Origin of the sequence: Streptomyces durmitorensis (genome assembly GCF_023498005.1) — a bacterium.
Lineage (GTDB): Bacteria > Actinomycetota > Actinomycetes > Streptomycetales > Streptomycetaceae > Streptomyces > Streptomyces durmitorensis.
The window spans coordinates 7,897,187-7,919,226 of sequence record NZ_CP097289.1; the positions used below are offsets into that span (position 1 = coordinate 7,897,187).

General features: G+C 71.1%; 25 protein-coding genes. 15 read left to right on the forward strand and 10 right to left on the reverse strand.

All coding sequences use genetic code 11. From position 1 onward, the window contains the following. Nucleotides 1-38: 38 nt before the first annotated feature. Complete coding sequence (locus M4V62_RS35335; RefSeq protein WP_249591243.1) at nt 39-467, reverse strand: type II toxin-antitoxin system Rv0910 family toxin; 429 nt, start codon at nt 465-467, stop codon at nt 39-41. Between the two features lie 303 nt (nt 468-770). Here M4V62_RS35335 and M4V62_RS35340 point away from each other — a divergent pair, with 303 nt between their 5' ends. Beyond that, nucleotides 771-1,586, forward strand: coding sequence for a putative protein N(5)-glutamine methyltransferase (locus M4V62_RS35340; RefSeq protein WP_425575331.1), 816 nt, complete (start codon nt 771-773; stop codon nt 1,584-1,586). A gap of 31 nt (nt 1,587-1,617) precedes the next feature. Here M4V62_RS35340 and M4V62_RS35345 read toward each other — a convergent pair whose 3' ends face one another. Further along, nucleotides 1,618-1,806 (reverse strand): hypothetical protein, encoded by a 189-nt coding sequence (locus M4V62_RS35345; protein ID WP_249591244.1) that lies wholly within the window; start codon nt 1,804-1,806, stop codon nt 1,618-1,620. 197 nt (nt 1,807-2,003) lie between these two features. Here M4V62_RS35345 and M4V62_RS35350 point away from each other — a divergent pair, with 197 nt between their 5' ends. From M4V62_RS35350 to M4V62_RS35360, 3 genes are all read left to right on the forward strand, one after another. Then, nucleotides 2,004-2,618 carry a Clp protease N-terminal domain-containing protein gene (locus tag M4V62_RS35350; protein ID WP_249591245.1) on the forward strand — a complete coding sequence of 205 codons (615 nt, stop codon included), beginning with the start codon at nt 2,004-2,006 and terminating at the stop codon, nt 2,616-2,618. Between the two features lie 85 nt (nt 2,619-2,703). After that, nucleotides 2,704-3,687 carry an EamA family transporter gene (locus M4V62_RS35355; RefSeq protein ID WP_249591246.1) on the forward strand — a complete coding sequence of 328 codons (984 nt, stop codon included), beginning with the start codon at nt 2,704-2,706 and terminating at the stop codon, nt 3,685-3,687. A gap of 164 nt (nt 3,688-3,851) precedes the next feature. Next, complete coding sequence (locus M4V62_RS35360; protein WP_249591247.1) at nt 3,852-4,811, forward strand: DMT family transporter; 960 nt, start codon at nt 3,852-3,854, stop codon at nt 4,809-4,811. Nucleotides 4,812-4,872: 61 nt separating this feature from the next. Here M4V62_RS35360 and M4V62_RS35365 read toward each other — a convergent pair whose 3' ends face one another. Together M4V62_RS35365 and M4V62_RS35370 are read right to left on the reverse strand one after the other, a co-directional pair. Continuing rightward, nucleotides 4,873-5,508 carry an FMN-binding negative transcriptional regulator gene (locus M4V62_RS35365; RefSeq protein ID WP_249591248.1) on the reverse strand — a complete coding sequence of 212 codons (636 nt, stop codon included), beginning with the start codon at nt 5,506-5,508 and terminating at the stop codon, nt 4,873-4,875. Beyond that, entirely contained in the window at nt 5,508-6,230 is a 723-nt protein-coding gene (locus tag M4V62_RS35370) for a pyridoxamine 5'-phosphate oxidase family protein (RefSeq protein ID WP_249591249.1), read from the reverse strand. The genes M4V62_RS35365 and M4V62_RS35370 overlap by 1 nt, the downstream gene beginning before the upstream one ends. Nucleotides 6,231-6,265: 35 nt before the next feature. Here M4V62_RS35370 and M4V62_RS35375 point away from each other — a divergent pair, with 35 nt between their 5' ends. After that, nucleotides 6,266-7,597, forward strand: coding sequence for an aminotransferase class I/II-fold pyridoxal phosphate-dependent enzyme (locus tag M4V62_RS35375; RefSeq protein ID WP_249591250.1), 1,332 nt, complete (start codon nt 6,266-6,268; stop codon nt 7,595-7,597). On the opposite strand, the gene M4V62_RS35380 is transcribed toward M4V62_RS35375, so the two are convergent. Further along, nucleotides 7,588-8,562, reverse strand: a complete 975-nt coding sequence (locus M4V62_RS35380; protein WP_249591251.1) for a DMT family transporter — start codon at nt 8,560-8,562, stop codon at nt 7,588-7,590. The two genes, M4V62_RS35375 and M4V62_RS35380, sit on opposite strands and share 10 nt — an antisense overlap. Before the next feature lie 74 nt (nt 8,563-8,636). Here M4V62_RS35380 and M4V62_RS35385 point away from each other — a divergent pair, with 74 nt between their 5' ends. Then, nucleotides 8,637-9,542, forward strand: a complete 906-nt coding sequence (locus M4V62_RS35385) for a LysR family transcriptional regulator (RefSeq protein ID WP_249591252.1) — start codon at nt 8,637-8,639, stop codon at nt 9,540-9,542. Here the strand turns inward: M4V62_RS35385 and M4V62_RS35390 are convergent, their stop codons facing one another. Next, the gene (locus M4V62_RS35390) at nt 9,543-10,022 is read right to left on the reverse strand and encodes a pyridoxamine 5'-phosphate oxidase family protein (protein WP_249591253.1); all 480 of its coding nucleotides are present in this window, start codon (nt 10,020-10,022) and stop codon (nt 9,543-9,545) included. A gap of 176 nt (nt 10,023-10,198) precedes the next feature. Between M4V62_RS35390 and M4V62_RS35395 the strand changes: the two genes are divergently transcribed. Then, entirely contained in the window at nt 10,199-10,840 is a 642-nt protein-coding gene (locus M4V62_RS35395; RefSeq protein ID WP_249591254.1) for a cysteine hydrolase family protein, read from the forward strand. Here the strand turns inward: M4V62_RS35395 and M4V62_RS35400 are convergent. Further along, nucleotides 10,827-11,291, reverse strand: coding sequence for a Rieske (2Fe-2S) protein (locus M4V62_RS35400; protein ID WP_249591255.1), 465 nt, complete (start codon nt 11,289-11,291; stop codon nt 10,827-10,829). The genes M4V62_RS35395 and M4V62_RS35400 overlap by 14 nt on opposite strands. Nucleotides 11,292-11,381: 90 nt before the next feature. Between M4V62_RS35400 and M4V62_RS35405 the strand changes: the two genes are divergently transcribed. From M4V62_RS35405 to M4V62_RS35435, 7 genes are all read left to right on the forward strand, one after another. After that, the gene (locus tag M4V62_RS35405; protein WP_249591256.1) at nt 11,382-12,173 is read left to right on the forward strand and encodes a HipA family kinase; all 792 of its coding nucleotides are present in this window, start codon (nt 11,382-11,384) and stop codon (nt 12,171-12,173) included. Then, on the forward strand, nt 12,170-12,580 hold the full coding sequence (locus tag M4V62_RS35410; protein WP_249591257.1) for a DUF3037 domain-containing protein: 411 nt from the start codon (nt 12,170-12,172) through the stop codon (nt 12,578-12,580). Before M4V62_RS35405 ends, M4V62_RS35410 begins: the two co-directional genes overlap by 4 nt. 135 nt (nt 12,581-12,715) lie before the next feature. Further along, nucleotides 12,716-13,477, forward strand: coding sequence for a 3-oxoacyl-ACP reductase FabG (gene fabG, locus M4V62_RS35415; protein ID WP_249591258.1), 762 nt, complete (start codon nt 12,716-12,718; stop codon nt 13,475-13,477). Nucleotides 13,478-13,514: 37 nt separating this feature from the next. Further along, nucleotides 13,515-14,270: an SDR family oxidoreductase gene (locus M4V62_RS35420; protein WP_249591259.1), complete on the forward strand. Its 756-nt coding sequence runs from the start codon at nt 13,515-13,517 to the stop codon at nt 14,268-14,270. A 197-nt stretch (nt 14,271-14,467) separates the two neighbouring features. Then, nucleotides 14,468-16,045: an ABC transporter substrate-binding protein gene (locus M4V62_RS35425; RefSeq protein ID WP_249593146.1), complete on the forward strand. Its 1,578-nt coding sequence runs from the start codon at nt 14,468-14,470 to the stop codon at nt 16,043-16,045. 96 nt (nt 16,046-16,141) lie between these two features. Next, nucleotides 16,142-16,825: a uracil-DNA glycosylase gene (gene ung / locus M4V62_RS35430; protein ID WP_249591260.1), complete on the forward strand. Its 684-nt coding sequence runs from the start codon at nt 16,142-16,144 to the stop codon at nt 16,823-16,825. Between the two features lie 296 nt (nt 16,826-17,121). Next, on the forward strand, nt 17,122-17,643 hold the full coding sequence (locus M4V62_RS35435; protein ID WP_249591261.1) for a hypothetical protein: 522 nt from the start codon (nt 17,122-17,124) through the stop codon (nt 17,641-17,643). A gap of 360 nt (nt 17,644-18,003) precedes the next feature. Here the strand turns inward: M4V62_RS35435 and M4V62_RS35440 are convergent, their stop codons facing one another. Together M4V62_RS35440 and M4V62_RS35445 are read right to left on the reverse strand one after the other, a co-directional pair. Further along, a complete protein-coding gene (locus M4V62_RS35440) occupies nt 18,004-18,237 on the reverse strand; it encodes a transposase family protein (RefSeq protein WP_249591262.1) in 234 nt (77 codons plus the stop codon). 178 nt (nt 18,238-18,415) lie between these two features. Then, nucleotides 18,416-19,630 (reverse strand): amidohydrolase family protein, encoded by a 1,215-nt coding sequence (locus M4V62_RS35445; RefSeq protein ID WP_249593147.1) that lies wholly within the window; start codon nt 19,628-19,630, stop codon nt 18,416-18,418. 102 nt (nt 19,631-19,732) lie between these two features. Here M4V62_RS35445 and M4V62_RS35450 point away from each other — a divergent pair, with 102 nt between their 5' ends. Then, entirely contained in the window at nt 19,733-20,257 is a 525-nt protein-coding gene (locus M4V62_RS35450; RefSeq protein ID WP_249591263.1) for a MarR family winged helix-turn-helix transcriptional regulator, read from the forward strand. Between the two features lie 1,091 nt (nt 20,258-21,348). Here M4V62_RS35450 and M4V62_RS35460 read toward each other — a convergent pair. Further along, nucleotides 21,349-21,972 carry a TetR/AcrR family transcriptional regulator gene (locus M4V62_RS35460; RefSeq protein WP_249591265.1) on the reverse strand — a complete coding sequence of 208 codons (624 nt, stop codon included), beginning with the start codon at nt 21,970-21,972 and terminating at the stop codon, nt 21,349-21,351. Nucleotides 21,973-22,040: the final 68 nt, after the last annotated feature.

Consider the following 22,040-nt stretch of genomic DNA (forward strand, 5'->3'; position numbering starts at 1 on the left):
TGTTCGGGTGAGGGGCGGGGGCGCGTGACGGCGGAGGCTCAGGTCACCAGGCCCGCCAGCTTCCGCAGCGACTCGTCCAGCGCCGCCGTCGCCGAGTCCTTCAGCTTGCCCGCCATCAGGGAGACCGCCGCGCCCGTGAACTCCCCGTCTATGCGTACCTTCGTCGCGCCTCCGTCGGGAACGAGCGTGTAGCGGGTGCCGACCGTGACGCCCATCGGGCCCTTGCCCTTGATGGCCAGGGTGCGCTCGCTCTCCAGGTCCTCGATCGTCCAGTTGACCTCGGCGGGGAATCCCATCAGCTTCATGTTCTCCGCGAACGTGCCGCCCACCTCCAGTGTGGTGGGGCCGCCCTTCGGGAAACTCGTGTGCGTGGCGTTCCATTCGCCGTACGAGGAGAAGTCGGTGAGTTGGGCCCAGACCTTCTCGGCGGGCGCCTCGATCCGTGCTTCCGCGCTGACTTCGGCCATGCGACGACCCCTTCTCGTTGGGCGCTGCGGCGGGCGCAGCTGCGGTGTCGCGGAACGTAGCCGCAGGCCCTGGAACATTCAATACTGATGAACCGTCAGATATTGTGGACCCTCCGCCCGAACTGCCCCCTGCGGGGTCGGGTACTGTTGCCCTCCCCGTGACGGACGCGGGCAGAGAGAACCGGGAGGTGAGACCCATCACCGCAGCAGCAGGTAGGGCGCTCCCCCTTCGCGACCGCGCGGTTCACCCGGCATAGGTGACCGAGGGAGCCCCTGAAGGCGTCCCGAAAGGTTTCACTTCTCATGTCGGCCTCACCCTCGTCACCCGCGTCATCGCCCATGGAATCCCTGGCCCCTGCCGCCATCGTCACCAGGCTGCGCGCCGCCGGCTGTGTCTTCGCCGAGGACGAGACGGAGTTGCTCGTCGCCACTGCGCGTGACCATGCCGAACTCGCCGCCATGGTGGAGCGGCGCGTCGCGGGACGTCCGCTCGAACACGTCCTGGGCTGGGCGGAGTTCCGCGGTCTGCGGATCGCCGTGGACGCCGGGGTCTTCGTGCCCCGGCGGCGCACCGAGTTCCTCGTGCAGGAAGCCGCTGCCCTCGCCGGTCCCGGCGCCGTCGTCGTCGACCTGTGCTGCGGCTCGGGCGCGCTGGGGGCCGCGCTCGGCGCCGCCGTCGACCGGGTCGAACTGCACGCCGCCGACATCGACCCCGCGGCCGTGCGGTGCGCCCGCCGCAACGTCGCCGACGTGGGGGGACGGGTGTACGAGGGCGACCTCTACGCGCCGCTGCCCGGCACCCTCCGGGGCCGGGTCGACGTACTCCTTGCGAACGTCCCCTACGTACCCACCGAAGAGGTCGGTCTCCTGCCGCCGGAAGCCCGCATCCACGAGGCCCGTGTGGCGCTCGACGGCGGTGCGGACGGCCTCGACGTCCTGCGGCGGGTGACCGCGGACGCGGCGCGCTGGCTGGCACCCGGCGGCCGGCTGCTGTTCGAGACGAGCGAGCGGCAGGTGCCGTACGCGCTCGAAGCGGTCGCCGACGGCGGTCTCGTGGCGCGGTCGGTGAGCGACGAGGAGATGTACGCGACGGTCGTGGTCGGGACGCTTCCCGCATAGGTCCCGTACGGGCACGCTCGCTCGGCCGGGGTCAGCCGACCTTGCGTATGACCGCCGCGTCGAACAGGTCGCACGCCCTGGGGAAGGGGCCCTCGTCGTGGCAGTGCCAGGCCTCCCAGAACAGGTCGGCGGGCAGTGCGTCGTCGGGTGCGTACACCCGATACACGTACTGCCTGCCGTCGATCGCCGGCAGCGCGACCATCCAGCACTCGCACTCCATGTCTGAAAGACGAATGACCGGTGCGCCACGGTTGCGTTCCCGGCGCGAATCAAGACGGCGCGCGCCCCTCGGGGAAGAAGAGTGGGATCTCATCCGTAAGGAGGAGAAGCCACACATGCGTACCCAACCTGTGTCGGACGCGAAGATGCTTCCCGCCGCCGATGACGCCGCCCTCGGGGGCTGATGGGGTGGGAGATGTGCAAAGCCGTACCCCGCAGGGCGCCGAGCCCGGCCCGACCCGAGCAGACATCGACTCCCGGCTCAGCGCCGCGCTGGCGTCGGTGGTGGCAGGCGCGCGCCGGCGTGCCGTGCGGGACGGGGACCGGCAGGTCGACACCGCGCATCTGCTGCACTCCCTGCTGGAGACCGACCCCGACGTGCGGGCCGCCTTCGACGACGGGGACCAGGTGGTGCGGCTCCTCGGCTATCTCGTCCAGCGCAGCATCGGCTACGGCCTGCAGTGGCAGGGGACGGTCGAGGACTCCGGAGCGGTGCCGCTGGTGCGCCAGGGCGGCTCCGCGTCCGTGAAGGAGACGGGCTGGTCGCCGTCCGCGGCCGCCGCCATGGAGGCGGCCGTCGGGCGGGCCGCCCTGCGCGGCGAACCGCGCGCCCTCGGCATCGACCTCCTGGTGGCGCTCCTCGCCGATCCGGACTGCCGCGCGGTCGAGGTGCTCGGGCGGGCCGGAGCCGACGCGCAGGTGATCCTCCGACGGGTCGAGGGCGATCCGTACGCAGAGACGTACGTCGATCCCTACGCCGGTCCGTACCCCGATCCGTACGCCGATCCGTACGCCGGGACGTCCGCCGATTGAGACAGGGTCTATCGGGGGTGACGCTCATGACACGTCCTGTCATGATGTGCCGGTGCAAGCGTCTCAGGGGAAACAGACAGGCTCGATGCCGAGCCGGGGAAGAGGCGTCGGACTGGGGCTCGCCCTGGGGTCGGCGGTCGCCTTCGGCGGCTCGGGTGTCGCGGCCAAGCCGCTGATCGAGGCGGGTCTCGACCCGCTGCACGTGGTGTGGCTGCGGGTGGCGGGCGCCGCCCTGGTGATGCTGCCGGTCGCCTGGCGCCACCGCGGACTGCTGCTGCGCAGGCCCGCGCTCCTGCTCGGCTTCGGCCTGCTCGCCGTGGCCGGCGTCCAGGCCTGCTACTTCGCGGCGATCTCCCGCATCCCCGTGGGCGTCGCGCTCCTGGTCGAATACCTCGCGCCCGCGCTCGTCCTCGGCTGGGTGCGCTTCGTGCAGCGGCGGCCCGTGACGCGGGCGGCCGCGGTGGGCGTGGTGCTCGCCGTCGGCGGGCTCGCCTGTGTCGTCGAGGTGTGGGCCGGGCTGAGCTTCGACGCCGTGGGGCTGCTCCTCGCGCTGGGCGCCGCGTGCTGCCAGGTCGGCTACTTCGTCCTGTCCGACCAGGGCAGCGACGCGGGCGACGACGCCCCTGATCCGCTCGGCGTCATCGCGTTCGGGCTGCTGATCGGCACCGCCGTGCTCACCGTCGTGGCGCGCCCCTGGGGCATGGACTGGTCGGTGCTCGCGGGCAGCGCGGACATGGACGGCTCGGCCGTGCCCGCGTGGGCGCTCATCGGCTGGATCGTGATCGTCGCGACGGTCGTGGCGTATGTCACCGGGGTGCTCTCGGTGCGCCGGCTCTCGCCCCAGGTGGCGGGGGTCGTGGCCTGTCTGGAAGCGGTCATCGCGACCGTGCTCGCCTGGGTCATGCTGGGCGAACACCTGTCGGCGCCGCAGATCATCGGGGGCGCCGTGGTGCTCGCGGGGGCGTTCATCGCGCAGTCGTCCACGCCCGCCAAGCCCCGTGAGGGGCCCACCGCGGGCGGGTCGCCGGAGCCGAAGGAACAGTTGTCGTCGACCGGGACTGCCGCTTAGGGTGTCGATCATGCATTCACGCGCGCTCGTTCTTCCGCCTCCCGCCGCTTAAGCGCGGGCATCTCCTGGATCACACCCGGCCGGTGGCCGGGTGGAACGACGCTGCCCGCAGACGGAGCCAAGGACTTCCTCTTTCCTTTCTGCGGAGAACTCACGTGTCGCATGTGTCGACTGCTTCCTCCGGCCTGTCCGTCGGACGAGGCCTCTTCTATCTGATCGTCGCCGGTACGGCCTGGGGCACCGCGGGTGCCGCCGCCGCGCTGGTCTTCAAGGCCAGTGACATGGGGCCGGTCAGCCTGTCCTTCTGGCGCTGCGCGGGCGGCTTCGTGCTGCTCTACGCCGTCCGTCTGGTGCGCTCGCGCCGACGGTCCTCGTACGTCGCCGAGAGCGCGCCGCTGCGGCGCAGGCTGCCGCGGATCGTGGCGACCGGCGTGGCCCTCGCCGTGTTCCAGACCGCCTACTTCGCGGCCGTCGAGTCGACCGGGCTCGCGGTCGGCACGGTGGTCACGATGGGCGCCGGGCCCGTGCTCATCGCGCTCGGGGCGCGGTTCACCATGGGGGAGCGGCTCGGGGGCGGCGGCGTGGTGGCCGTGGCCGGGGCGCTCGCCGGGCTCGTGGTGCTCGTCCTGGGCGGCGGGGGTGCGAGCGTGCGTCCGGTGGGCGTCGGGTGGGGGCTGCTCTCGGCCGCCGCGTACGCCGTGATGACGCTGCTCACGCGGTGGTGGGGGCGGGACGGCGGCGCCGACTCGTCCGACACGACGGTCTGGTCGTTCGCCGTGGTGTCCGTCTGTCTGCTGCCGCTCGCCGCGGTGGAGGGTCTCGTCCCGCACGCCGCCGACCCGGCGCGGATGGGGCTCTACCTGCTCTACATCGTCGTGATCCCGACGGCGGTCGCCTACGCCCTGTACTTCGCGGGTGCCGCCGTCATCCGGTCGGCGACCGTCTCCGTGATCACGCTCCTGGAGCCGCTGAGCGCCGCGGTCATCGCGGTCGTGCTGCTCGGCGAGGAGCTGACCGTGTCGACGGTGCTGGGCACGCTGCTGATGCTGGCCGCGGTGACGGGCCTCGCGGTCTCCGAGACGCGGGGTGTGGCCGCTGCGCGGCGGGAGCGGGTGCTGGTGTGAGGGTGCTCGCGGGGCGCGGCTGGAGCGGCCGTGCCCCGCGAGCTCTGGCGTGACGGGGCGCTCAGCGGCGGCGCAGCTGCTGAGCCTGTGCCGCCGCGTCGCGCGGGCCGCCTCGTTCCGCGAGGCCCGACGCGATCCGGTCCTGGACGTCCTGGGGCTTGTCGCCCGCGTACTTGAACTTCGCCTGTACGCCGGTCACTTCGAGGCACAGGACGCGGATCCCGGAGAGCAGGCGGCCGAAGGGGTCTTCGCCCACCTCGGCCGGGGCCGTGCCGCCCTCCGGCTGGAAGTGGGCGACCTGGCGGTTGAGGAGCTCGGCCTTCTCGCGCGGGGAGTCCACGACGCGGGCGGTGCAGCGGAGCTGGACGGCGGCGTACAAGCTCGTCGGCACTCCGTGCTCGGCAGGGGTGCCCGCGGGCGCCTTCCAGGGGCCCGGCACGTACGCGTAGTCGTCGACCACGCTGAGCAGCACGTCGGGATCGGCTTCCAGCGCGGGCCACAGGGGGTTGGGGCGCGCCAGGTGCGTGATCACCCGGCCGCGGGGGCCGTGGTCGGCTTCGTACGCGAAGTGCGCCGGCTGGACGTGCGGGGGCTCTCCGGGCAGGCCGTTCACGGCGAGCTGCCCGAAGTCGTGGCCGGCGAGCCACTGTTGCCACTCGGCGTCGGAGCGCGGGGCGTCCCAGGGGTGGATCAGCATCACAGTGCGCTGAGGTAGTCGGGGGTGTCGATGCCGGGGGCGAGGTCGGCCGACGGGATGACGGCGCCGTAGCCCTTGACCAGCGGGACGACACCGGACCAGTACGGAAGGCCGAGGTCCTCGGCGTCGTCGCTCGGGGCGCCGGTACGCATCTTGGCGGAGACCGTGGCGAGGTCGAGGCTGAGCACGGCGGTGGCCGCGAGCTCCTTGGCGTTCGCGGGGCGGGAGTCGGCGGAGCGGCCCGGCACGACGTGGTCGACGAGCGCGTCGAGGGCGGTGCGCTTCTCCTCGGGGTCCGTGACCTGGTGGGCGGTGCCGTGGATCACCACGGAGCGGTAGTTGAGCGAGTGGTGGAAGGCCGACCGGGCCAGGACGAGGCCGTCCACGTGGGTGACGGTCAGACAGACCGCGAGCCCCGGGTCCTCCTCCTGCTGCCGGGTGCCGCCCGCCATCCGCAGCGGCCGGGAGCCCGTCGAACCGTGCACGTACAGGCGCTCGCCCACCCGGCCGTACAGCGTCGGCAGGACGACGGGGGCGCCGTCACGCACGAAGCCGAGGTGGCAGACGTAGGCCTCGTCGAGTATCGCGTGCACCAATTCCTGGTCGTACGAGGCGCGGTCCCGGCCGCGGGTGGGGACGGTGAGTTCGGTCGGCGCGTACGAGGCGGTGTCGGTGGCGGTCTCGACGCCGGTCTCGATGCCGGACTCGGATGCGACGCTCATTGCCTTCTCCATTGCACTAGTGCATAATGTCGTTTGTGCTAGGAGAGTATCGGATCGAAGGCCGGCGCGCAGCTGAGATCGCTGCCAGCGTGGAGCGTGCGGTGGGTGGCGGAGACCTGGAGCCGGGGCAACTGCTCCCGCCGATGCGCGAGTTGGCGGAGCGGCTCGGGGTGAATCCCAATACGGTGGCCGCCGCCTACCGCACGCTGCGCGAACGCGGCGTCATCGAGACGGCGGGGCGGCGCGGCAGCCGCGTACGCCCCAAGCCCGCGACGACGGTGCGCGAGCTGATCCGCGTGGACGTGCCTGCCGGTGTGCGCGACGTGTCGAACGGCAATCCGGACACGGCGCTGCTCCCGCCGCTCGCCGAGGTGTTCGCGGCCGCCGCCGCGGAGGGCGACCGGAATCCCGTGCTGTACGGGCAGGAGGCCGTGCACCCGGAACTGACCCGCCACGCGCGCGTGGCCCTCGACGAGGACGGCGTGCCGGACGGTCCCGTCGCCGTCACCTCCGGGTCGCTCGACGCCATCGAGCGCGTGCTCGCGGCGCACCTCAAGCCCGGCGACGCGGTCGCGGTCGAGGACCCGGGCTGGGGGAGCCTGCTCGACCTGATGCCGGTGCTCGGGCTGCGTACGGTCCCGGTGGGCGTCGACGACGACGGGCCGCTGCCCGCCGACGTGGAGGACGCGCTGCGCGGCGGCGTCCGGGCGCTCATCGTCACCGACCGCGCCCAGAACCCGACCGGTGCCGCGATCAGTGCTCCACGCGCGCGTGCCCTGCGCAAGGTGCTCTCCGCACACAAGGATGTGCTGCTCATCGAGGACGACCATGGCCACGCCATCGTCGACCTGCCGCTGCACCCGCTGGCGGGCGTGACCCGAAGCTGGGCCTTCGTCCGATCCACGGCCAAGGCGTACGGCCCTGACCTGCGCCTTGCCCTGCTCACCGGGGACGCGGTCACCGTCGATCGCGTCCAGGGACGCCAGCGGCTCGGCCCCGGCTGGGTGAGCCATCTGTCGCAGCGCGCCGTGGTGCGGCTGTGGACGGACGGGGCGGTGGACCCGGCCGAGGTGGCGGCGTCCTACGGGCGGCGGCGTGACGCCCTGATCGCCGCGCTCGCCGCGCGGGGCGTCACGGCGCACGGGCGCAGCGGCATGAACGTGTGGGTGCCCGTGCCGGACGAGACGGGTGCGGTCTCCAGGCTGCTGCACGCGGGGTGGGCCGTCGCCCCGGGGGCGCGGTTCCGGATGAGTGCGCGGCCCGGGGTGCGGATCACGGTGTCGACGCTCGGGGACGGTGACATCGAAACGGTGGCGGACGCCGTCGCCTCCGCCACCGGGCCCGCTCCCGCGCGGCGTTACGAGTGAGCGAGCTTCTGTGGGCGATCGCGCGGCCTGGACTGGGTGAGCGCCGCGCCCGCGAGGACGATCACCGCGCCGACCGGCGTCGACCAGCTCAGGGACTCGCCGAGCACGGCGACGCCCGCGGCGGTGGCGATGACCGGGACGAAGTACGTGACCATCTGGGCCGTCGTCGGCCCGACCTCGGCGACGAGGCCGTACTGGATCAGGAAGGCGACCCCGGTGCCGACGGCACCCAGTGCCACGATCGCAAGGAGCGGCACGACGGGGAAGTGCGTGGGGAAGGACGTGAACAGCGGGGTCACCACGGCCAGTTCGACGGTCGCGACCAGGAGCTGGGCGCCGGTCAGGGAGAGGTTCGAGTGGGAGGAGCCGGCCAGGGTGCGGCGCACGTAGATCCAGCCGATCGGGTAGCACAGCGAGGCGAGCAGTGCCATCGCCGTACCGCCGAAGTCAAGGCCGCTGAAGCCCTGCCAGGCGCCGAGGACCGTGAGCACCCCCAGGAACCCGATGCCGAGCCCCGCGACCCTGCGCCGCGTCGGACGGTCCTCGGAGAGTGCGACCAGGGAGAGCGCCATGCCCCACAAGGGCGACGTCGCGTTGCAGATACCGGCGAGCGTGGACGGGATCGTCAGCTCCGCGTACGCGAACAGCGAGAACGGCAGGGCGTTGAGCAGCAGCGCCGCGACCGCGAGATGCCCCCACGTGCGGGCCCCGCGCGGCAGCCGCTCGCGCTTCGTCACGAGGACGGCCGCGACGACCGCGGTGCCGAAGACCAGTCGTCCCAAGGTGACTTGGAACGGTGCGTACCCCTCCGTGCCGACCTTGATCAGCAGGAAGCTGAAGCCCCAGATCAGGGAGAGGATGCCGAAGCGGAGGCGCCAACCGGGTGCGCGGCTCCTCGGGTCTGCGGGGGAGGGAGGGGCGGAGGAAGCGGCAAGGGAGCCGGACGGGGTGGTGGTGGCGCTCATGTACGTCACCTTGAAGCAGCCGACCTCGTAGAACAAGCGAAATAAACTGCCTGGTATCCCGTAGCATCGCTTACATGTTGAACCTGGAGCGTCTGCGCACGCTCGACGCACTGGCCCGGCACGGCTCCGTCAGCGGCGCCGCGGCGGGACTGCACGTCACGACGTCGGCGGTCTCCCAGCAGATGACCAAGCTGGAGCGCGAGGTGGGCCAGCAGCTCCTGGCCAAGAACGGCCGCGGGGTGCGCCTGACCGACGCCGGACGGCTGCTCGCCGAGCATGCCGCGCGCATCCTCTCCCAGGTGGAGCTCGCCAGGGCCGACCTGGAGGAGCAGCGCGGCAAGGCCGTCGGTGAGCTGCGCATCGCCGCGTTCCCCACGGCGATGCGCGGCCTGCTGCCTGCCACGCTCGCCTCGCTGAGCGCAGGTCACCCCGGCCTGCGCGTCCGCTCCCAGGAGATGGAGCCGCAGCCCGCGGTGGCCGCCGTGGTGCGCGGCGACATCGACATGGCGGTCGTCCTCGACTGGTACAACAAGCCGCTGCCGATGCCCGAAGGCCTGGTCAAGGCGGCCCTCCTGGACGACCCCACCGACGTCGCCATGCCCGCGGGGCACCCCCTCGCCGACCGCGACGAAGTGGACCTGGAGGAGTTCGCGGACGACGAGTGGATCACCTGGGCGGAGGGCGAGTTCTGCCACGAGTGGCTGATGTTCACGCTGCGCGCCAAGGGCATCGAGCCGCGGATCGCCCATCGCGCGGAGGAGCACCACACCCAGCTCGCGCTGGTGGCCGCGGGTCTCGGCGTGTGCGTGGCGCCCCAGTTGGGGCGCGATCCGATGCCCGCCGGGGTCAGGACGGTCCCGGTGCGGCACCGGGTGCGCCGTCAGGTGTACGTGGTGTGGCGCGCGGACGCGGACCGCAGGCCGTCGATCAGGGCCGCGGTCCAGGCGCTCCAGGGGGCGGGGGTGGCTCTGGGCGGGTGATCAGGGGCGGGCCGGCAGCTCGGCCAGTTTCCGGAAGTCCCAGGACGCGATCGCGTCGGGCGTGAGCCGGATCCAGGCGTGCTTCCCGTCGTACGGCATCGCGTCCATCCCGAAGTACTTCTGGGCGAACAACCGCTCAGGGGCGTCGAGTTCGGGGCAGGGCTCGCCCATGCGCGGTGACTCGGCGACGAAGACCGCCGTCCCGGACAGCTCCACGCCCCGCAGCTCTCCGTACTCCACGCCCGCGTCGATCACCACGGCGATCCGCTGGTCGCCCCGCAGGTCCGCCCAGCGCTTGCTGCGGGTGATCGAGAACAGCCACAAGGACGTGCCGTCCCAGGCGAACCAGAGCGCGCTGACGTGTGGGGCGCCGTCCGCGGACACGGTGGCGACCCGGCAGGTGCGCTCCTCGGCGAGGAACGCGTCGAGCTCGCCCGGCGACATCATGATCCTGCGGCCCCGGCGCTGTGTGACGGCCATCGGTCCTCCCGCGGCAAAGGGAAAAGGTGGGCGCACGAAGAGAACTGACTGGTCGTCAGTTTCGTGCGTCAGGAAAGCATGCGGTCTCTTCCGCCGTGGCGCAATGGCCGCTAGCCTCCGCGCATCCCGGGCGCCGGTTGCCCCGGCGGTCCCGGACGACCCGGACAGGGGGAGCCATGCCGTCGTACGAACAGCTCAGGGAACTCCTCGATCCCGCCACCACCGTACTGATGACCGTCGAGTGCCAGCAGGGTGTGGTGGGGACGGAGAGCGCGCTGCCCGAACTCGCCGACGAGGCACGCTCGTCGGGCTGCCTCGTCAATGTCGCGCGGCTCGTCTCCGCCGCCCACCAGGCAGGCGTCCAGGTCCTGCACGCCGTCGCCGAACGGCGGCCCGACGGGCGGGGCGCCAACCACAACGCGCGTCTCTTCCGTGCCGCGGGGCGGCTGCCCGTGCAGCAGCTGTCCGGGACCAAGGCCGTACGGATCGCGCCGCCCATCGAAGTGGCCGACGAGGACTTCGTCGTACGACGGCTGCACGGGCTCTCGCCCCTCGCGGGCACGGACGTCGACCCGCTGCTTCGCAACCTCGGGTGCCGCACCCTCCTGGTGACCGGTGTGTCGGCGAACGTGGCGATACCGAACGCCGTCTTCGACGCCGTGAACCTCGGCTACACCGCCGTCGTGGCATCGGACGCCATCGCGGGAGTCCCCTCCGACTATGCACCCGCGATGATCCGCAACACGCTCGCCCTGGTGGCCACCATCGCCACCACCGAGGACATCCTCCGCAGTTGGAAGCGTCCTAGGCCAGTGTGATCGAGTCCCCGTCCACGCGGATCTCGGCGGCGGGCAGCGGTTTCGCCGCCGGGGAAGCCTTCACGCTCCCGTCCGCGATGGCGAACTTGCTCCCGTGACAAGGGCAGTTGATGGTGCCGCCCGCCACGCTCGTCACCGGACACTGTTTATGGGTGCAGCGGTTCGAGAAGGCCTTGAACTCGCCCTCCGTCGGCTGGGTCACGACCACCCCCTCCTCCTTGAAGATCTTGCCGCCGCCCACCGGGATCTCCGAGGTCTTGGCGAGCACGGCCCCGGCGGCACCTTCGGGCTCCTCGGCCTTGTCGGGCACCTTGTCCGCGGCCGGATCGGAGTCGTACGAGTCGTCGCTCTCCCCGCAGGCGGCGAGCGCGGCGGCCAGGCTGACGACGCCCGCCGCCGCGACGACGGAACGGCGGGAGGGCGTGGGCAGAGGTTCCTTCGAAAGGGTCATGCCCGGTGGTACGAGACCGCGCACCGTCGTGTTCAAACGCTCAAGCACTTCTTGCGCGAGCCGAGTTCGGACCGGCATTAACCTGGGGCGATGCTCACCGAAGTCACCGCGGTCCGGTACGCGACGCCCCTGCGGGAGGGCGGATCGCTCCCCGGCCTCGTCGAGGCCGTCGACGGCCGGGGAATGTACGCGTCGTACGTCATGAAGTTCACCGGGGCCGGACAGGGCCGCAAGACGCTGGTCGCCGAGGTGATCTGCGGGCAGCTGGCGCGCGGCCTGGGGCTTTCGGTGCCGAGCCTCGCGCAGATGTGGCTCGACCCGGTGCTCGGCCTCGGCGAGCCCGATCAGCAGGTGCAGGCGCTGCTCAAGTCGAGCGGCGGTCTCAACCTCGGGATGGAGTACCTCTCGGGCGCGCTCGGCTTCGACGCGCTCGCCCACGACGTCGATCCGGCCGAGGCGGGCCGCGTCGTGTGGTTCGACGCGCTCATCAACAACGTGGACCGCTCCTGGCGCAACCCGAACATGCTCGTGGTCGGCGGCGACCTGTGGCTCATCGACCACGGCGCGAGCATGATCTGGCACCACAACTGGCGCACCGCCGAGACCGCGGCCGCCAAGCCGTACGACGCGTCCGACCACGCCCTGGCCCCCTTCGCCCCCGACGTCGCCACGGCCGCCGCCGAGCTCGCCCCGCTGGTGACCGAGGAGCTGCTCGCCGCGGCCGCCGCCGATGTGCCCGACGTATGGCTCGTGGACGAGCCGGGCTTCGACACCCCCGACGCCGTGCGCCGCGCCTATGTGGCGGCGCTGCTGCCGCGGGCCAGGACCATCCACGAACGGATCCAGCTGCCCGAGCCGCAGCGGAAGGGCGCCGACCAGTGACCGAGCAGCCGTTGCCTGTCCAGGCGATCCAGCGGGACGTCTTCGAGTACGCCCTGGTGCGCGTCGTGCCGCGTGTGGAGCGCGGGGAGCAGTTCAACGCGGGGGTGGTGGTCTACTGCCGGGCCAAGTCCTTCGTGGCCGCCCGTACGCATCTGGACGAGGCCAAACTGCGGGCCCTGGACCCTGAGGCCGACCCCGAGGGCATCAGGGCCGCGCTCGGCGCCGTCGAGCGGATCTGCGCGGGCGGCGCAGGAGCAGGCCAGGCCGAGCGGGACGATGCCGGGCGGCGCTTTCGGTGGCTGATCGCGCCGCGCTCGACCGTCGTGCAGCCGGGGCCGGTGCACACGGGCCTCACGGCGGATCCCGCCGCAGAGGTGGACCGACTCCTCGACCTCCTGGTGAGGTGAAGAATCACAGCTCCCGGTGTGCCGTTGACACCGGGTGCCAGGGCTTCTAGCGTCTCGTTCAGCTGAAGGTACTAAGCGGTCGCTCACCATCGGGGCGTACCGTAGAGCCGCATCCCAAGGGCGAGGAGAACCAGCATGTCCACCACTGAGCAGCGCGTCGCGGTCGTGACCGGAGCAGCGCGAGGCATCGGCGCGGCGACCGCCGTGCGTCTGGCCGCCGAGGGCCGCGCCGTCGCGGTGATCGACCTCGACGAGGCCGCCTGCAAGGACACCGTCACGACGATCACCGCTGCCGGTGGCAGGGCGATCGCGGTCGGCTGCGACGTGTCCGACGAGGCCCAGGTCGAGGCTGCCATCGCCCGGATCGCCGACGAGCTCGGCGCCCCCACGATCCTCGTGAACAACGCCGGTGTGCTCCGCGACAACCTCCTCTTCAAGATGAGCGCGAACGACTGGGACACGGTCATGAACGTGCACCTGCGCGGCGCCTTCCTGATGTCGAAGGCCTGCCAGAAGCACATGGTGGACGCCAAGTTCGGCCGGATCGTGAACCTCTCCTCGTCCTCCGCGCTCGGCAACCGCGGCCAGGTCAACTACGCCGCGGCCAAGGCAGGACTGCAGGGCTTCACCAAGACCCTCGCCAAGGAGCTCGGCAAGTTCGGCGTCACCGCCAACTCCGTGGCCCCGGGCTTCATCGTCACCGAGATGACCAAGTCCACCGCCGACCGCGTCGGCATGGGCTTCGAGGACTTCCAGGCCGCGGCCGCCACGCAGATCCCGGTGCAGCGCGTGGGCCGCCCCGAGGACATCGCCAACGCCATCGCGTTCTTCACGGGCGACGCGGCGGGCTTCGTCTCCGGCCAGGTCATGTACGTGGCCGGCGGCCCGCTCAACTAGTTCGGTACCGGTAGTTCTGTCCCGGAGGGATGCGGAGATGACAGTGCAGGACAGTGGAAAGGCAGCGCTCATCACGGGCGCGAGCCGCGGTATCGGCTACGGCATCGCGGAGGCGCTCGTCGCCCGCGGTGACCGCGTGTGCATCACCGGACGCAACGAGGACGCGCTCAAGGAGGCCGTCGAGAAGCTCGGCGCCGACCGCGTCATCGGCGTCGCGGGCAAGGCCCACGACGAGGCCCACCAGGCGGTCGCCGTCGAGCGCGCCATGGAGGCCTTCGGGCGGGTCGACTTCTTGATCAACAACGCCGGCACGAACCCGGTGTTCGGGCCGATGGCCGAGCTCGACCTCAATGTGGCGCGCAAGGTCTTCGAGACCAACGTGATCTCGGCGCTCGGCTTCGCCCAGCAGACCTGGAAGGCCTGGCAGAGCGAGAACGGCGGTGCGATCGTGAACATCGCCTCCGTCGCGGGCGTCGCCCCCTCGCCGTTCATCGGCGCGTACGGCATGAGCAAGGCCGCCATGGTCAACCTCACCCTGCAGCTCGCGCACGAGTTCGCGCCGAAGGTGCGGGTCAACTCGATCGCGCCGGCCGTGGTCAAGACCAAGTTCGCCCAGGCGCTGTACGAGGGCCGTGAGGAGGAGGCCGCCGCCGCGTACCCCCTGGGGCGGCTCGGTGTGCCCGAGGACATCGGGGGCGCCGCCGCGTTCCTCACGTCCAGCCAGTCGGACTGGATCACGGGGCAGACACTCGTGGTCGATGGCGGCATCTTCCTCAATGCGGGCGTCAGCTGACGAAGGCTGCACAATCGCCAGGTACGCCACTCAAAAGGGACGTACACGCGCATCAAGTGCCCCGTCGGCGCCGCAAGTTGGCCCGGCGGGGCATTGCGATATTGTCTCCCGACCCATGGCATGGCCGATCGAGGAGCGTGCGCGTGTTCAGTGAAGTTCGCCTGGTGGCGGCGGCGGGTCTCCGTGGCCTGGCCAGGCTGCCCCGCGGGGGCCTGCGGCCGGCCGCGGCGCTGGTGTCCATATCCCTGCTCTCGGGGTGCGGAGTCTTCTCTTCGGACGAGTCCGACGAGGAGCAGAAGATCACCGTCGGCACGATGAGTGCCCCCAGTACCCTCGATCCGGCGGCCGCCTGGGACAGCTCCTGGGAGCTGTACCGGAACGTCTTCCAGACGCTCCTGAGCTTCCCCAGCGGGGCGGCCGAGCCCGAGCCGGACGCGGCCGAGTCCTGCAAGTTCGCCGACGCCACGAACAAGGTCTTCACCTGTGAGCTGCGGGAGGACCTCAAGTTCTCCGACGGCCACGACCTCGACGCGAAGGCGGTCAAGTACACCTTCGACCGCATGCGGCGCATCGACGTCAAGGGCGGTCCCACCGGTCTGCTCGGGTCGCTCGACTCGGTCGAGACGAAGGGTGACCGGACGGTCACGTTCCGGCTCAAGAAGCCGGACGCCACGTTCCCGTTCGTGCTCTCCACGCCCGCCATGTCGATCGTCGACCCCCGCGAGTACCCGGCGGACAAGCTCCGCGAAGGCACCACGATCGCGGGCTCGGGGCCGTACGCCCTGGAGTCGTACAAGGCCGGTGAGCGGGCGGAGCTGGTCAAGAACACCCACTACAAGGGTGCGGCCGACCGCAAGAACGACGCCGTCACGATCCGCTACTTCAAGAAGTCGGCCACCATGGTCGAGGCCCTGAAGAACAAGCAGATCGATGTCACCTTCCGCGGGCTCGCGGCGGAGGACATCGTCGAGATGCAGGCCAACAAGCACGCGCGCGAGGGCATCCAGCTCGTCGAGGGCTCGGGCACCGAGATCCGCTACCTGGTGTTCAACCCCGATGACCCCTGGGCCAGGAAGAAGCCGGTCCGCCAGGCCTTCGCCCAGGTCATCGACCGCCCGGCCATCGCCCACAAGATCTACCAGGACACGGTCGAGCCGCTGTACTCGATGGTCCCCCAGGGCCTCACCGGACACGGCACGGGCTTCTTCGACGACTACGGAGACCCCAGCGTCGCCAAGGCCGCGAACATCCTCAAGGGCGCGGGCATCAACGAACCGGTTCCGCTCACGCTCTGGTACACGACCGACCGCTACGGTTCGGCGACCGAAGGGGAGTTCAAGGAGATCAAGCGGCAGCTCGAGGACTCGGGCCTTTTCAAGATCACGCTGAAGGGCCGTCCCTGGACCGAGTTCGACGCGGGCACCAAGAAGCGCGAGTACCCCGTCTTCGGCCGTGGCTGGTTCCCCGACTTCCCCGACGCGGAGAACTTCATCGCGCCGTTCATCGGCACGAAGAACGTGCTCAACACGCCGTACCCGTCACGGGAGATCACCGACGAGGTGCTGCCGCGCTCGCGCCGTGAGGCCGATCGCGGCGCGGTGGCCGACGACTTCGAGCGGGCCCAGAAGCTCCTCGTCGACGACGCGCGGCTGCTCCCGATGTGGCAGGGCAAGCAATACATCATGGCGAGCGAGGAGATCGCGGGCGGCGAGCGCGCCCTCGACCCCTCGGCGATCATGATGATGTGGGAGCTTCAGCGCAAGACCAGCTGGTAACGGGGGCTGCGGGCAGCGGGGCGGGGTCGGGCCGATTGTCAGTGGCCGCCGGTAGGTTCTGTGGTGAGAAGTGACCGCACACCGGAGGTTGTTGACGTGACCGACATCGCCATGCTGCCCGCGTCCTGGCGCGGAGTCCTCGGCGAGGAGCTGCAGAAGCCCTACTTCAAGGAGCTCACCGAGTTCGTCGAGGAAGAGCGGGAGAAGGGTCCCGTCTACCCTCCGCGTGACGAAGTGTTCGCCGCGCTCGACGCGACTCCGTACGACCAGGTCAAGGTCCTCGTCCTCGGTCAGGATCCGTACCACGGCGAGGGGCAGGGGCACGGCCTCTGCTTCTCCGTGCGGCCCGGCGTGAAGACCCCGCCCTCGCTGCGCAACATCTACAAGGAGATGAAGGAGGAGCTCGGCCACCCCGTGCCGGACAACGGCTATCTGATGCCGTGGGCCCAGCAGGGCGTCCTGCTCCTGAACGCGGTGCTGACGGTCCGCGCGGGAGAGGCCAACTCCCACAAGGGCAAGGGCTGGGAGAAGTTCACGGACGCGGTGATCCGCGCGGTGGCCGACCGCCCCGACCCCGCCGTCTTCGTCCTGTGGGGCAATTACGCCCAGAAGAAGCTGCCGCTCATCGACGAGGAGCGGCACGTGGTGGTGAAGGGCGCGCATCCGTCGCCGCTCTCGGCGAAGAAGTTCTTCGGCTCGCGCCCCTTCACGCAGATCGACGCGGCGGTCGCTGCGCAGGGCCATGAGGCGATCGACTGGCGGGTGCCGGATCTGGGCTGAGGTTGGCCGGGGTCTGGTGGAGCCGGGGCTTGGTTGTGCTGGTGGAGCCGGGCCTTGTGGTGCGGGTGAAGCCAGGCGCCTGGTGGTGCGGGTGAACTCGTTCGCGGTGGCGGCGTGCGCGATGCGTGCGCCGCCGTTCGCTTGTCGTGCGCACGCCCGTCGCCGTGCGTGACCTTCTCGGGCTCGGCCAGGACTGTCACCGGGCTGGCCCAGCGGTGTGGGGGAGCGCCTCGCGGCCGATCGCGCCTGACCGTGATTGTCAGTGGAGGCGGATAGCGTCGAGAGCGGTGTGCACGATGGCCGTACGGCGTACGAGTGTGGAGGACCCGGTGGCGGAGCAGCAGGAGCAGGCGGCGGAAGACGCCATGATGACCCGGATCGGGCAGGCGGTCATGCTGCATCACGGGGGCGACCGCGAGGAGGCGCAGGGACGCTTCCTGGGGCTGTGGTCGGAGATCGGCGAGGAGGGCGACCCGCTGCACCGCTGCACGCTGGCGCACTACATGGCGGACACGCAGGAGGATCCGTCGGACGAACTGGCGTGGGATCTGCGGGCGTTGTCGGCGGCGGACGAGCTGACGGACGAGCGCCTGCATGAGCACCACGACTCGATCGCGGTCCGTGGCTTCTATCCCTCCCTGCACCTCAACCTCGCCGCGGACTACGCGAAGCTGGGGCGCCCCGAGGCGGCGCGCAACCACATTCGGCGGGCGCGGGGGGCGGTCGGGGCGCTGGGGGACGACGGGTACGGGGACGGGATTCGGGCGGCGATCGGGAGGCTGGAGATGCGGTTGGGGGAGGGGAGTGAGGTGGAGTGAGGTGGGGTGAGGCAGCTGGGGGTGGGGCTGCTGGTGCGGGCCAGTGAGCCTCCGCCGACTTGAAGTCGTAGATCAAAAGGCTGCTGTGACCGGTTCTCGGAGTGCTCACGCTGGTCGTGAGCGGGAGTCGGCAGAGAAGATCATCTGTCAGCGGTTGCTTCGAGGTTCGTCAGGACGAGCAGAGCGCGCAGGAGCTGGGTGGCGTGTGCGGGATCGGTACGAAGTTTGGTGAGGATCCGCAGTTCTTGAGGTGGGTGAAGCCGTGCTCGACCGGTGCACGTCCGATGGCGAGGACTCGGTTTGCTTCCTGCTGGCCTGGCGTGGGTTTGTGGGTGCGGCCGGCGGTGTAGCGGGTGACGATCAAGGGGTCGAGGACGTCGTTGTCAAGGCCGCGGAAGCCGGGGTCGGCCAATGCCCGAGGTCGGCGGCGCGCAGGTGGGCCAGGACGTGGTCGTGGCGGGCGGCGGTGTTGTCGTGGGTGCGGCCGGGCCGGGCGGCAGATATCCAGATCAGACGGCCCTTCTCGTCGGTCGGGGCGAGGAAGTGCAGGCCGTGGCTGCGGTGCTTGCCGGAACAGTTCCGCCGGTCGGCCATCCCCGTGCGGCGTAAGCTGTTTGACCAGCTGTTCTTCGAGTTCGTCCAGTTCCGCGCGACGCACGGTGATCCGTTCCGGGCGCGGGATCCAGCATGGAGCGGATCGTAGAAGGTCGCCTCGCCACGGCGAGCAAGAACCGGACGATCGGGCCCCTCCCCCGAAGGGGAGGGACCGCGGTCATGCCGACATTCGGGTGCCGCGGCGCCAGACGGCACGGGTGTTGAGGGTGTCGCTGATGTTGCTGGTCGGGTCGCCGTCGACCAGCAGGAGGTCGGCGCGGAGTCCCTCGGCGATGCGGCCCCGGTCGCTGAGGCGGAAGCGGCGGGCGGTGGTCGCGGTGGCCGCGCGCAGGGCCCGTGCGGGCGTGAGGCCGGCTGCCACCAGGTACTGCAGTTCGTGGTGCAGGCTCGCTCCGTGTGCCAGGCCCCCGAAGAACGTCTCGGGCATGGAGACGTCGGTGCCGGCGAGCACGTCGACACCGGCAGCGTCCAGCGCGCGCACGGTGTCGTACACATCGTTGAGCTTGCCCTGGGGGTAGCGGTCATAGCTGGAGCGCAGGGTCCGGTCCCAGTCGGCGTCGAGGCGTGCGGCGACCCGGGGGTCGTCGGCGAGTTCGCTGCCTGTGATCCCCATCATCGAGGCGTTGAGAGTGACGCAGGGGATGACGAACATGCCCGCGTCCTTGATCAGGCTGATGATCTCGGCGGTGTGCGGCTGGTCCATGAACACGTGGGTGAGGCCGTCGATGCCGGCTTCGGCGGCCGTCCTGGTGGCCTCCACGGTCAGCGCGTGGGCCACGGTCAGGGCGCCGTACTTCTTGGCTTCGGCGACACCGGCGTGCACGGTGGCCCGGTCGAGCGCGGGCAGCCCGGGGTGTCCCTCTACGCTGCCGTCGTCGATCATGAACTTGATGAAGTCGGACCCCCGGGCGAGGAGCTGCGGCACGAAGGCGGCGGCCTCCCCGGGTGTGGTGGAGAACGGCATCAGGGGCATCACCGGGGGGAGGTCCCACTTGGGTCGAAACCCTTCGGGCATCAGCTCGCTCGGGTGTCCACCGGGCGGTGTGATGGCGAAGCCGGAGGAGCGCACGTCAGCCTGTGTGTCGTCGTCGGTGATGGCCCCCCGGTTCTCCCGGGTGTTCATCCCCTGCATCTCCAGTTCGGTCGTCACCCCGAACCGCAGGGCGAGCGCCAGGGAGCCCGGGGCGGAGTGGACGTGGGCGTCGATGAGTCCCGGCAGCAGTGTGGCGCCGCTGCCGTCGACGATCTCGCTGCCCTCGGGAGCGTCGCCACCGACGCGGGCGATCCTCCCGCCGTCGATGACCACGGTCCGCACGCCGACCGCCTTCTCCCCGTCGAAGATCTGCGCGTTGGTGATCGCGGTGAGCGCCATGGCGGTCCGCCTCATTTCCTAGCTCGTTCAAGATTTACATACCTGATGCTATGCACTTGTTGAATGGTATGCAAATGTGCTGGCCGGGCCTAGACTCGGCACATGAGCAGCACCTCCTCCTCCGAGCAGCCCCCCGGCGACCGGACGCTGGATCAGATCGGCCCGGCACTGTCCCGTCTGCGGCGACGCTCACCGGCATCGGGCAAGGACCTCTCCCGCAACCTCGTGCTCAACGTCATCGCCGACGCGCCGGGCGAGACGACTGTCGGCGGACTTGCAGCCGAGATGGGTGTCGCGCAGCCGGTGGCCAGCCGGACCGTCGCCGCCTGCATAGCGGACGGGCTGCTGCGGCGGGCGGCATCCCAGTCCGACGGGCGCCGCACCGTGCTCGAACTCACCGAGCACGGCGAGGCCGAACGCAACCGCTTCGCCGTCGAACAGCGAGAAGCGTTCCTGGAGATCACTGTCGCCTGGTCGCCGGAGGAGCGGACCCAGTTCGCACGGCTCCTGACTCGATACGGAGCCGACGCCACCGCCTGGTCCAGGAAGCAGGCCACAAGCCCCGATTGCACGAGCAGCGCCCCGCGACCGAGCCAGGGCCAGGAGCCCAGGCGCCGATCGCGCTGACGGGCGATCTACCGTTCCGACACTCACCCGTGAACAGGGTGCGAGTCCTGGGAACCGACCACACCAGCCCTTTGACGTGTGACTTCAAGGTGGCGGCAACTCAATGCCCGTAGGCGTCCTCGCAGATGACGGCCTCGGGGCTGCCGGGCCGCCAGCCGCCGTACTGCTTGCCGAGGGCGCATAGGTCCGCGTTCGTCGGCGCCGCGGTGGGAATCACGGGCGGTTCGACGGCCTCGGGGCGGTGACCGTGGCGCTGCGGGGGCGGGCCGGAGCGCTGCGGGGGGTTTGCGGCGCGGGGCGGTGCGGCGGGGACGCTCGGGGCGGTGCCGGTGGCGCGGGGCGCCGGGCCGCGGGGTGGTCCGATGAGCTCCAGGGCCTCGCGGGCGGGGGCCTCCACGACCCGCGGGCGGGAGTCGCCGTCGGTGCGGGGCGCCGGGGGTGGGGCGCTCGCGGGGGACGGCCCTGACGCGGGCTGCCGCTCGACGCTCACGCAGCCGGAGACGGCGGTGACCGCCACGGAGACCAGGAGCGTGGCGGCGGTCGTGGTTCGGTGCATTCGCGCAACTCTGGGGGGTGGGGGGTGTATTCGGCGAGGGGATGGGGGGAAGTTGGCCCGCACGAGTGAGTGCGCCTCTGGCCGGCGGGGGGAGCGGAGGGGGGAGGGGGAGGGGGCTGTTGCTTCGCCACTCCGTGGTGGGGGCTCGGTGTTTTCGTCTGCGGGCCGACGCCGGTCTGTCCCGCCGCTGCGCGGCGGATCTCTCCCACCCGCCCACCCGTGTGCCCCGTGGTGCTGCGGTTGTTTTGCTGCTGCGCGGCGGGCTTTCCCGCCCGTCCGTTTGCCTGCGGTGGTGCAGTTGCCTCGCCGCTGCGCGGGGGTTTCCCCACCCATCCACGGGTTTGCCCCGCGGTGCTGCCGATTCTCCCGCCCGCCCCTTTGGCCCGCGCTGATGTCGTTGCCTTCCCGCCGCCCGGTTGGTCGGCGGTGTGCTGCCGGGTGAACGGGTGGGTGGGTGGGGAGATCCGCCGCGCAGCGGCGGGACGGGGCTTTGGTGGCGGCATGGTGGTGGGGGAGTCCCGCGGCGGCGGAGCCGCTAGGCCTCGTTCAGCATTCCGCCGAGGAGTTCTCGGAAGCCCGTCCGCAGTGACTCCTCGCTCGGCGGGGGCACGCCGAAGGAGCCCGCCGCGTGGGAGAACAGGAGGCCTTCGCACCACGCCGCCAGAGACAGCGCGTGCCGCTCGGGATCCGGCGAGCCCATCGTCCGCATCAGAGCCACCAGCGGCTCCCTGAACCGGGCCCCCGCCGCGTCGTAGTAGGCGCGCAGTTCCGGTCTGCGTGTTGCCTCCAGGGCCAGTTCGTAGCGGGAGATCAGCAGGTGGCGGTGGTCACCGGTCAGGTAGCGGTGCAGGGCCAGGGCGAGCGCGGTGATCAGCGGCTCGCGGTTGTTCTTGTCGGGGGTGGTGAGGGTCTGCAGCTCGGCAGGGGTCAGTACCGCTGACTCGCGTACCGCCAGCCTCCCCACCGCCGCCTCCAGGAGGGCGAGCCGGGTGCGCGCGTGGTTCGAGGTCGAGCCCTGCGGGAGCCCCGCGGCCTCGTCCACGGCCCGGTGCGTCAGCCCCCGCATGCCGCGCTCGGCGAGCAGGGCAATTGCCGTGTCGGCGATCAGTTCGCTGCGGGGCGGCCCCGCGCTGCGTCGGTGTACGGAGATGGCGTTCATGGCGTTCACCCTAGCCGCATTCACTACAGGTGTAGTAGCGTCGGCATCGTTGCTACTACAGATGTAGT

Coding starts and splice junctions, on each gene's coding strand:
- M4V62_RS35450 (WP_249591263.1), top strand. CDS start 19,733: ATGAGCAGCACCTCCTCCTCCGAGCAGCCCCCCGGCGACCGGACGCTG.
- M4V62_RS35370 (WP_249591249.1), bottom strand. CDS start 6,230: ATGAGCGTCGCATCCGAGTCCGGCATCGAGACCGGCGTCGAGACCGCC.
- M4V62_RS35365 (WP_249591248.1), bottom strand. CDS start 5,508: ATGCTGATCCACCCCTGGGACGCCCCGCGCTCCGACGCCGAGTGGCAA.
- M4V62_RS35445 (WP_249593147.1), bottom strand. CDS start 19,630: ATGGCGCTCACCGCGATCACCAACGCGCAGATCTTCGACGGGGAGAAG.
- M4V62_RS35440 (WP_249591262.1), bottom strand. CDS start 18,237: ATGGCCGACCGGCGGAACTGTTCCGGCAAGCACCGCAGCCACGGCCTG.
- M4V62_RS35395 (WP_249591254.1), top strand. CDS start 10,199: ATGCCGTCGTACGAACAGCTCAGGGAACTCCTCGATCCCGCCACCACC.
- M4V62_RS35335 (WP_249591243.1), bottom strand. CDS start 467: ATGGCCGAAGTCAGCGCGGAAGCACGGATCGAGGCGCCCGCCGAGAAG.
- M4V62_RS35460 (WP_249591265.1), bottom strand. CDS start 21,972: ATGAACGCCATCTCCGTACACCGACGCAGCGCGGGGCCGCCCCGCAGC.
- M4V62_RS35435 (WP_249591261.1), top strand. CDS start 17,122: ATGGCCGTACGGCGTACGAGTGTGGAGGACCCGGTGGCGGAGCAGCAG.
- M4V62_RS35385 (WP_249591252.1), top strand. CDS start 8,637: ATGTTGAACCTGGAGCGTCTGCGCACGCTCGACGCACTGGCCCGGCAC.
- M4V62_RS35345 (WP_249591244.1), bottom strand. CDS start 1,806: ATGGAGTGCGAGTGCTGGATGGTCGCGCTGCCGGCGATCGACGGCAGG.
- M4V62_RS35380 (WP_249591251.1), bottom strand. CDS start 8,562: ATGAGCGCCACCACCACCCCGTCCGGCTCCCTTGCCGCTTCCTCCGCC.
- M4V62_RS35405 (WP_249591256.1), top strand. CDS start 11,382: ATGCTCACCGAAGTCACCGCGGTCCGGTACGCGACGCCCCTGCGGGAG.
- M4V62_RS35400 (WP_249591255.1), bottom strand. CDS start 11,291: ATGACCCTTTCGAAGGAACCTCTGCCCACGCCCTCCCGCCGTTCCGTC.
- M4V62_RS35420 (WP_249591259.1), top strand. CDS start 13,515: ATGACAGTGCAGGACAGTGGAAAGGCAGCGCTCATCACGGGCGCGAGC.
- M4V62_RS35340 (WP_425575331.1), top strand. CDS start 771: ATGTCGGCCTCACCCTCGTCACCCGCGTCATCGCCCATGGAATCCCTG.
- M4V62_RS35390 (WP_249591253.1), bottom strand. CDS start 10,022: ATGGCCGTCACACAGCGCCGGGGCCGCAGGATCATGATGTCGCCGGGC.
- fabG (WP_249591258.1), top strand. CDS start 12,716: ATGTCCACCACTGAGCAGCGCGTCGCGGTCGTGACCGGAGCAGCGCGA.
- M4V62_RS35355 (WP_249591246.1), top strand. CDS start 2,704: ATGCCGAGCCGGGGAAGAGGCGTCGGACTGGGGCTCGCCCTGGGGTCG.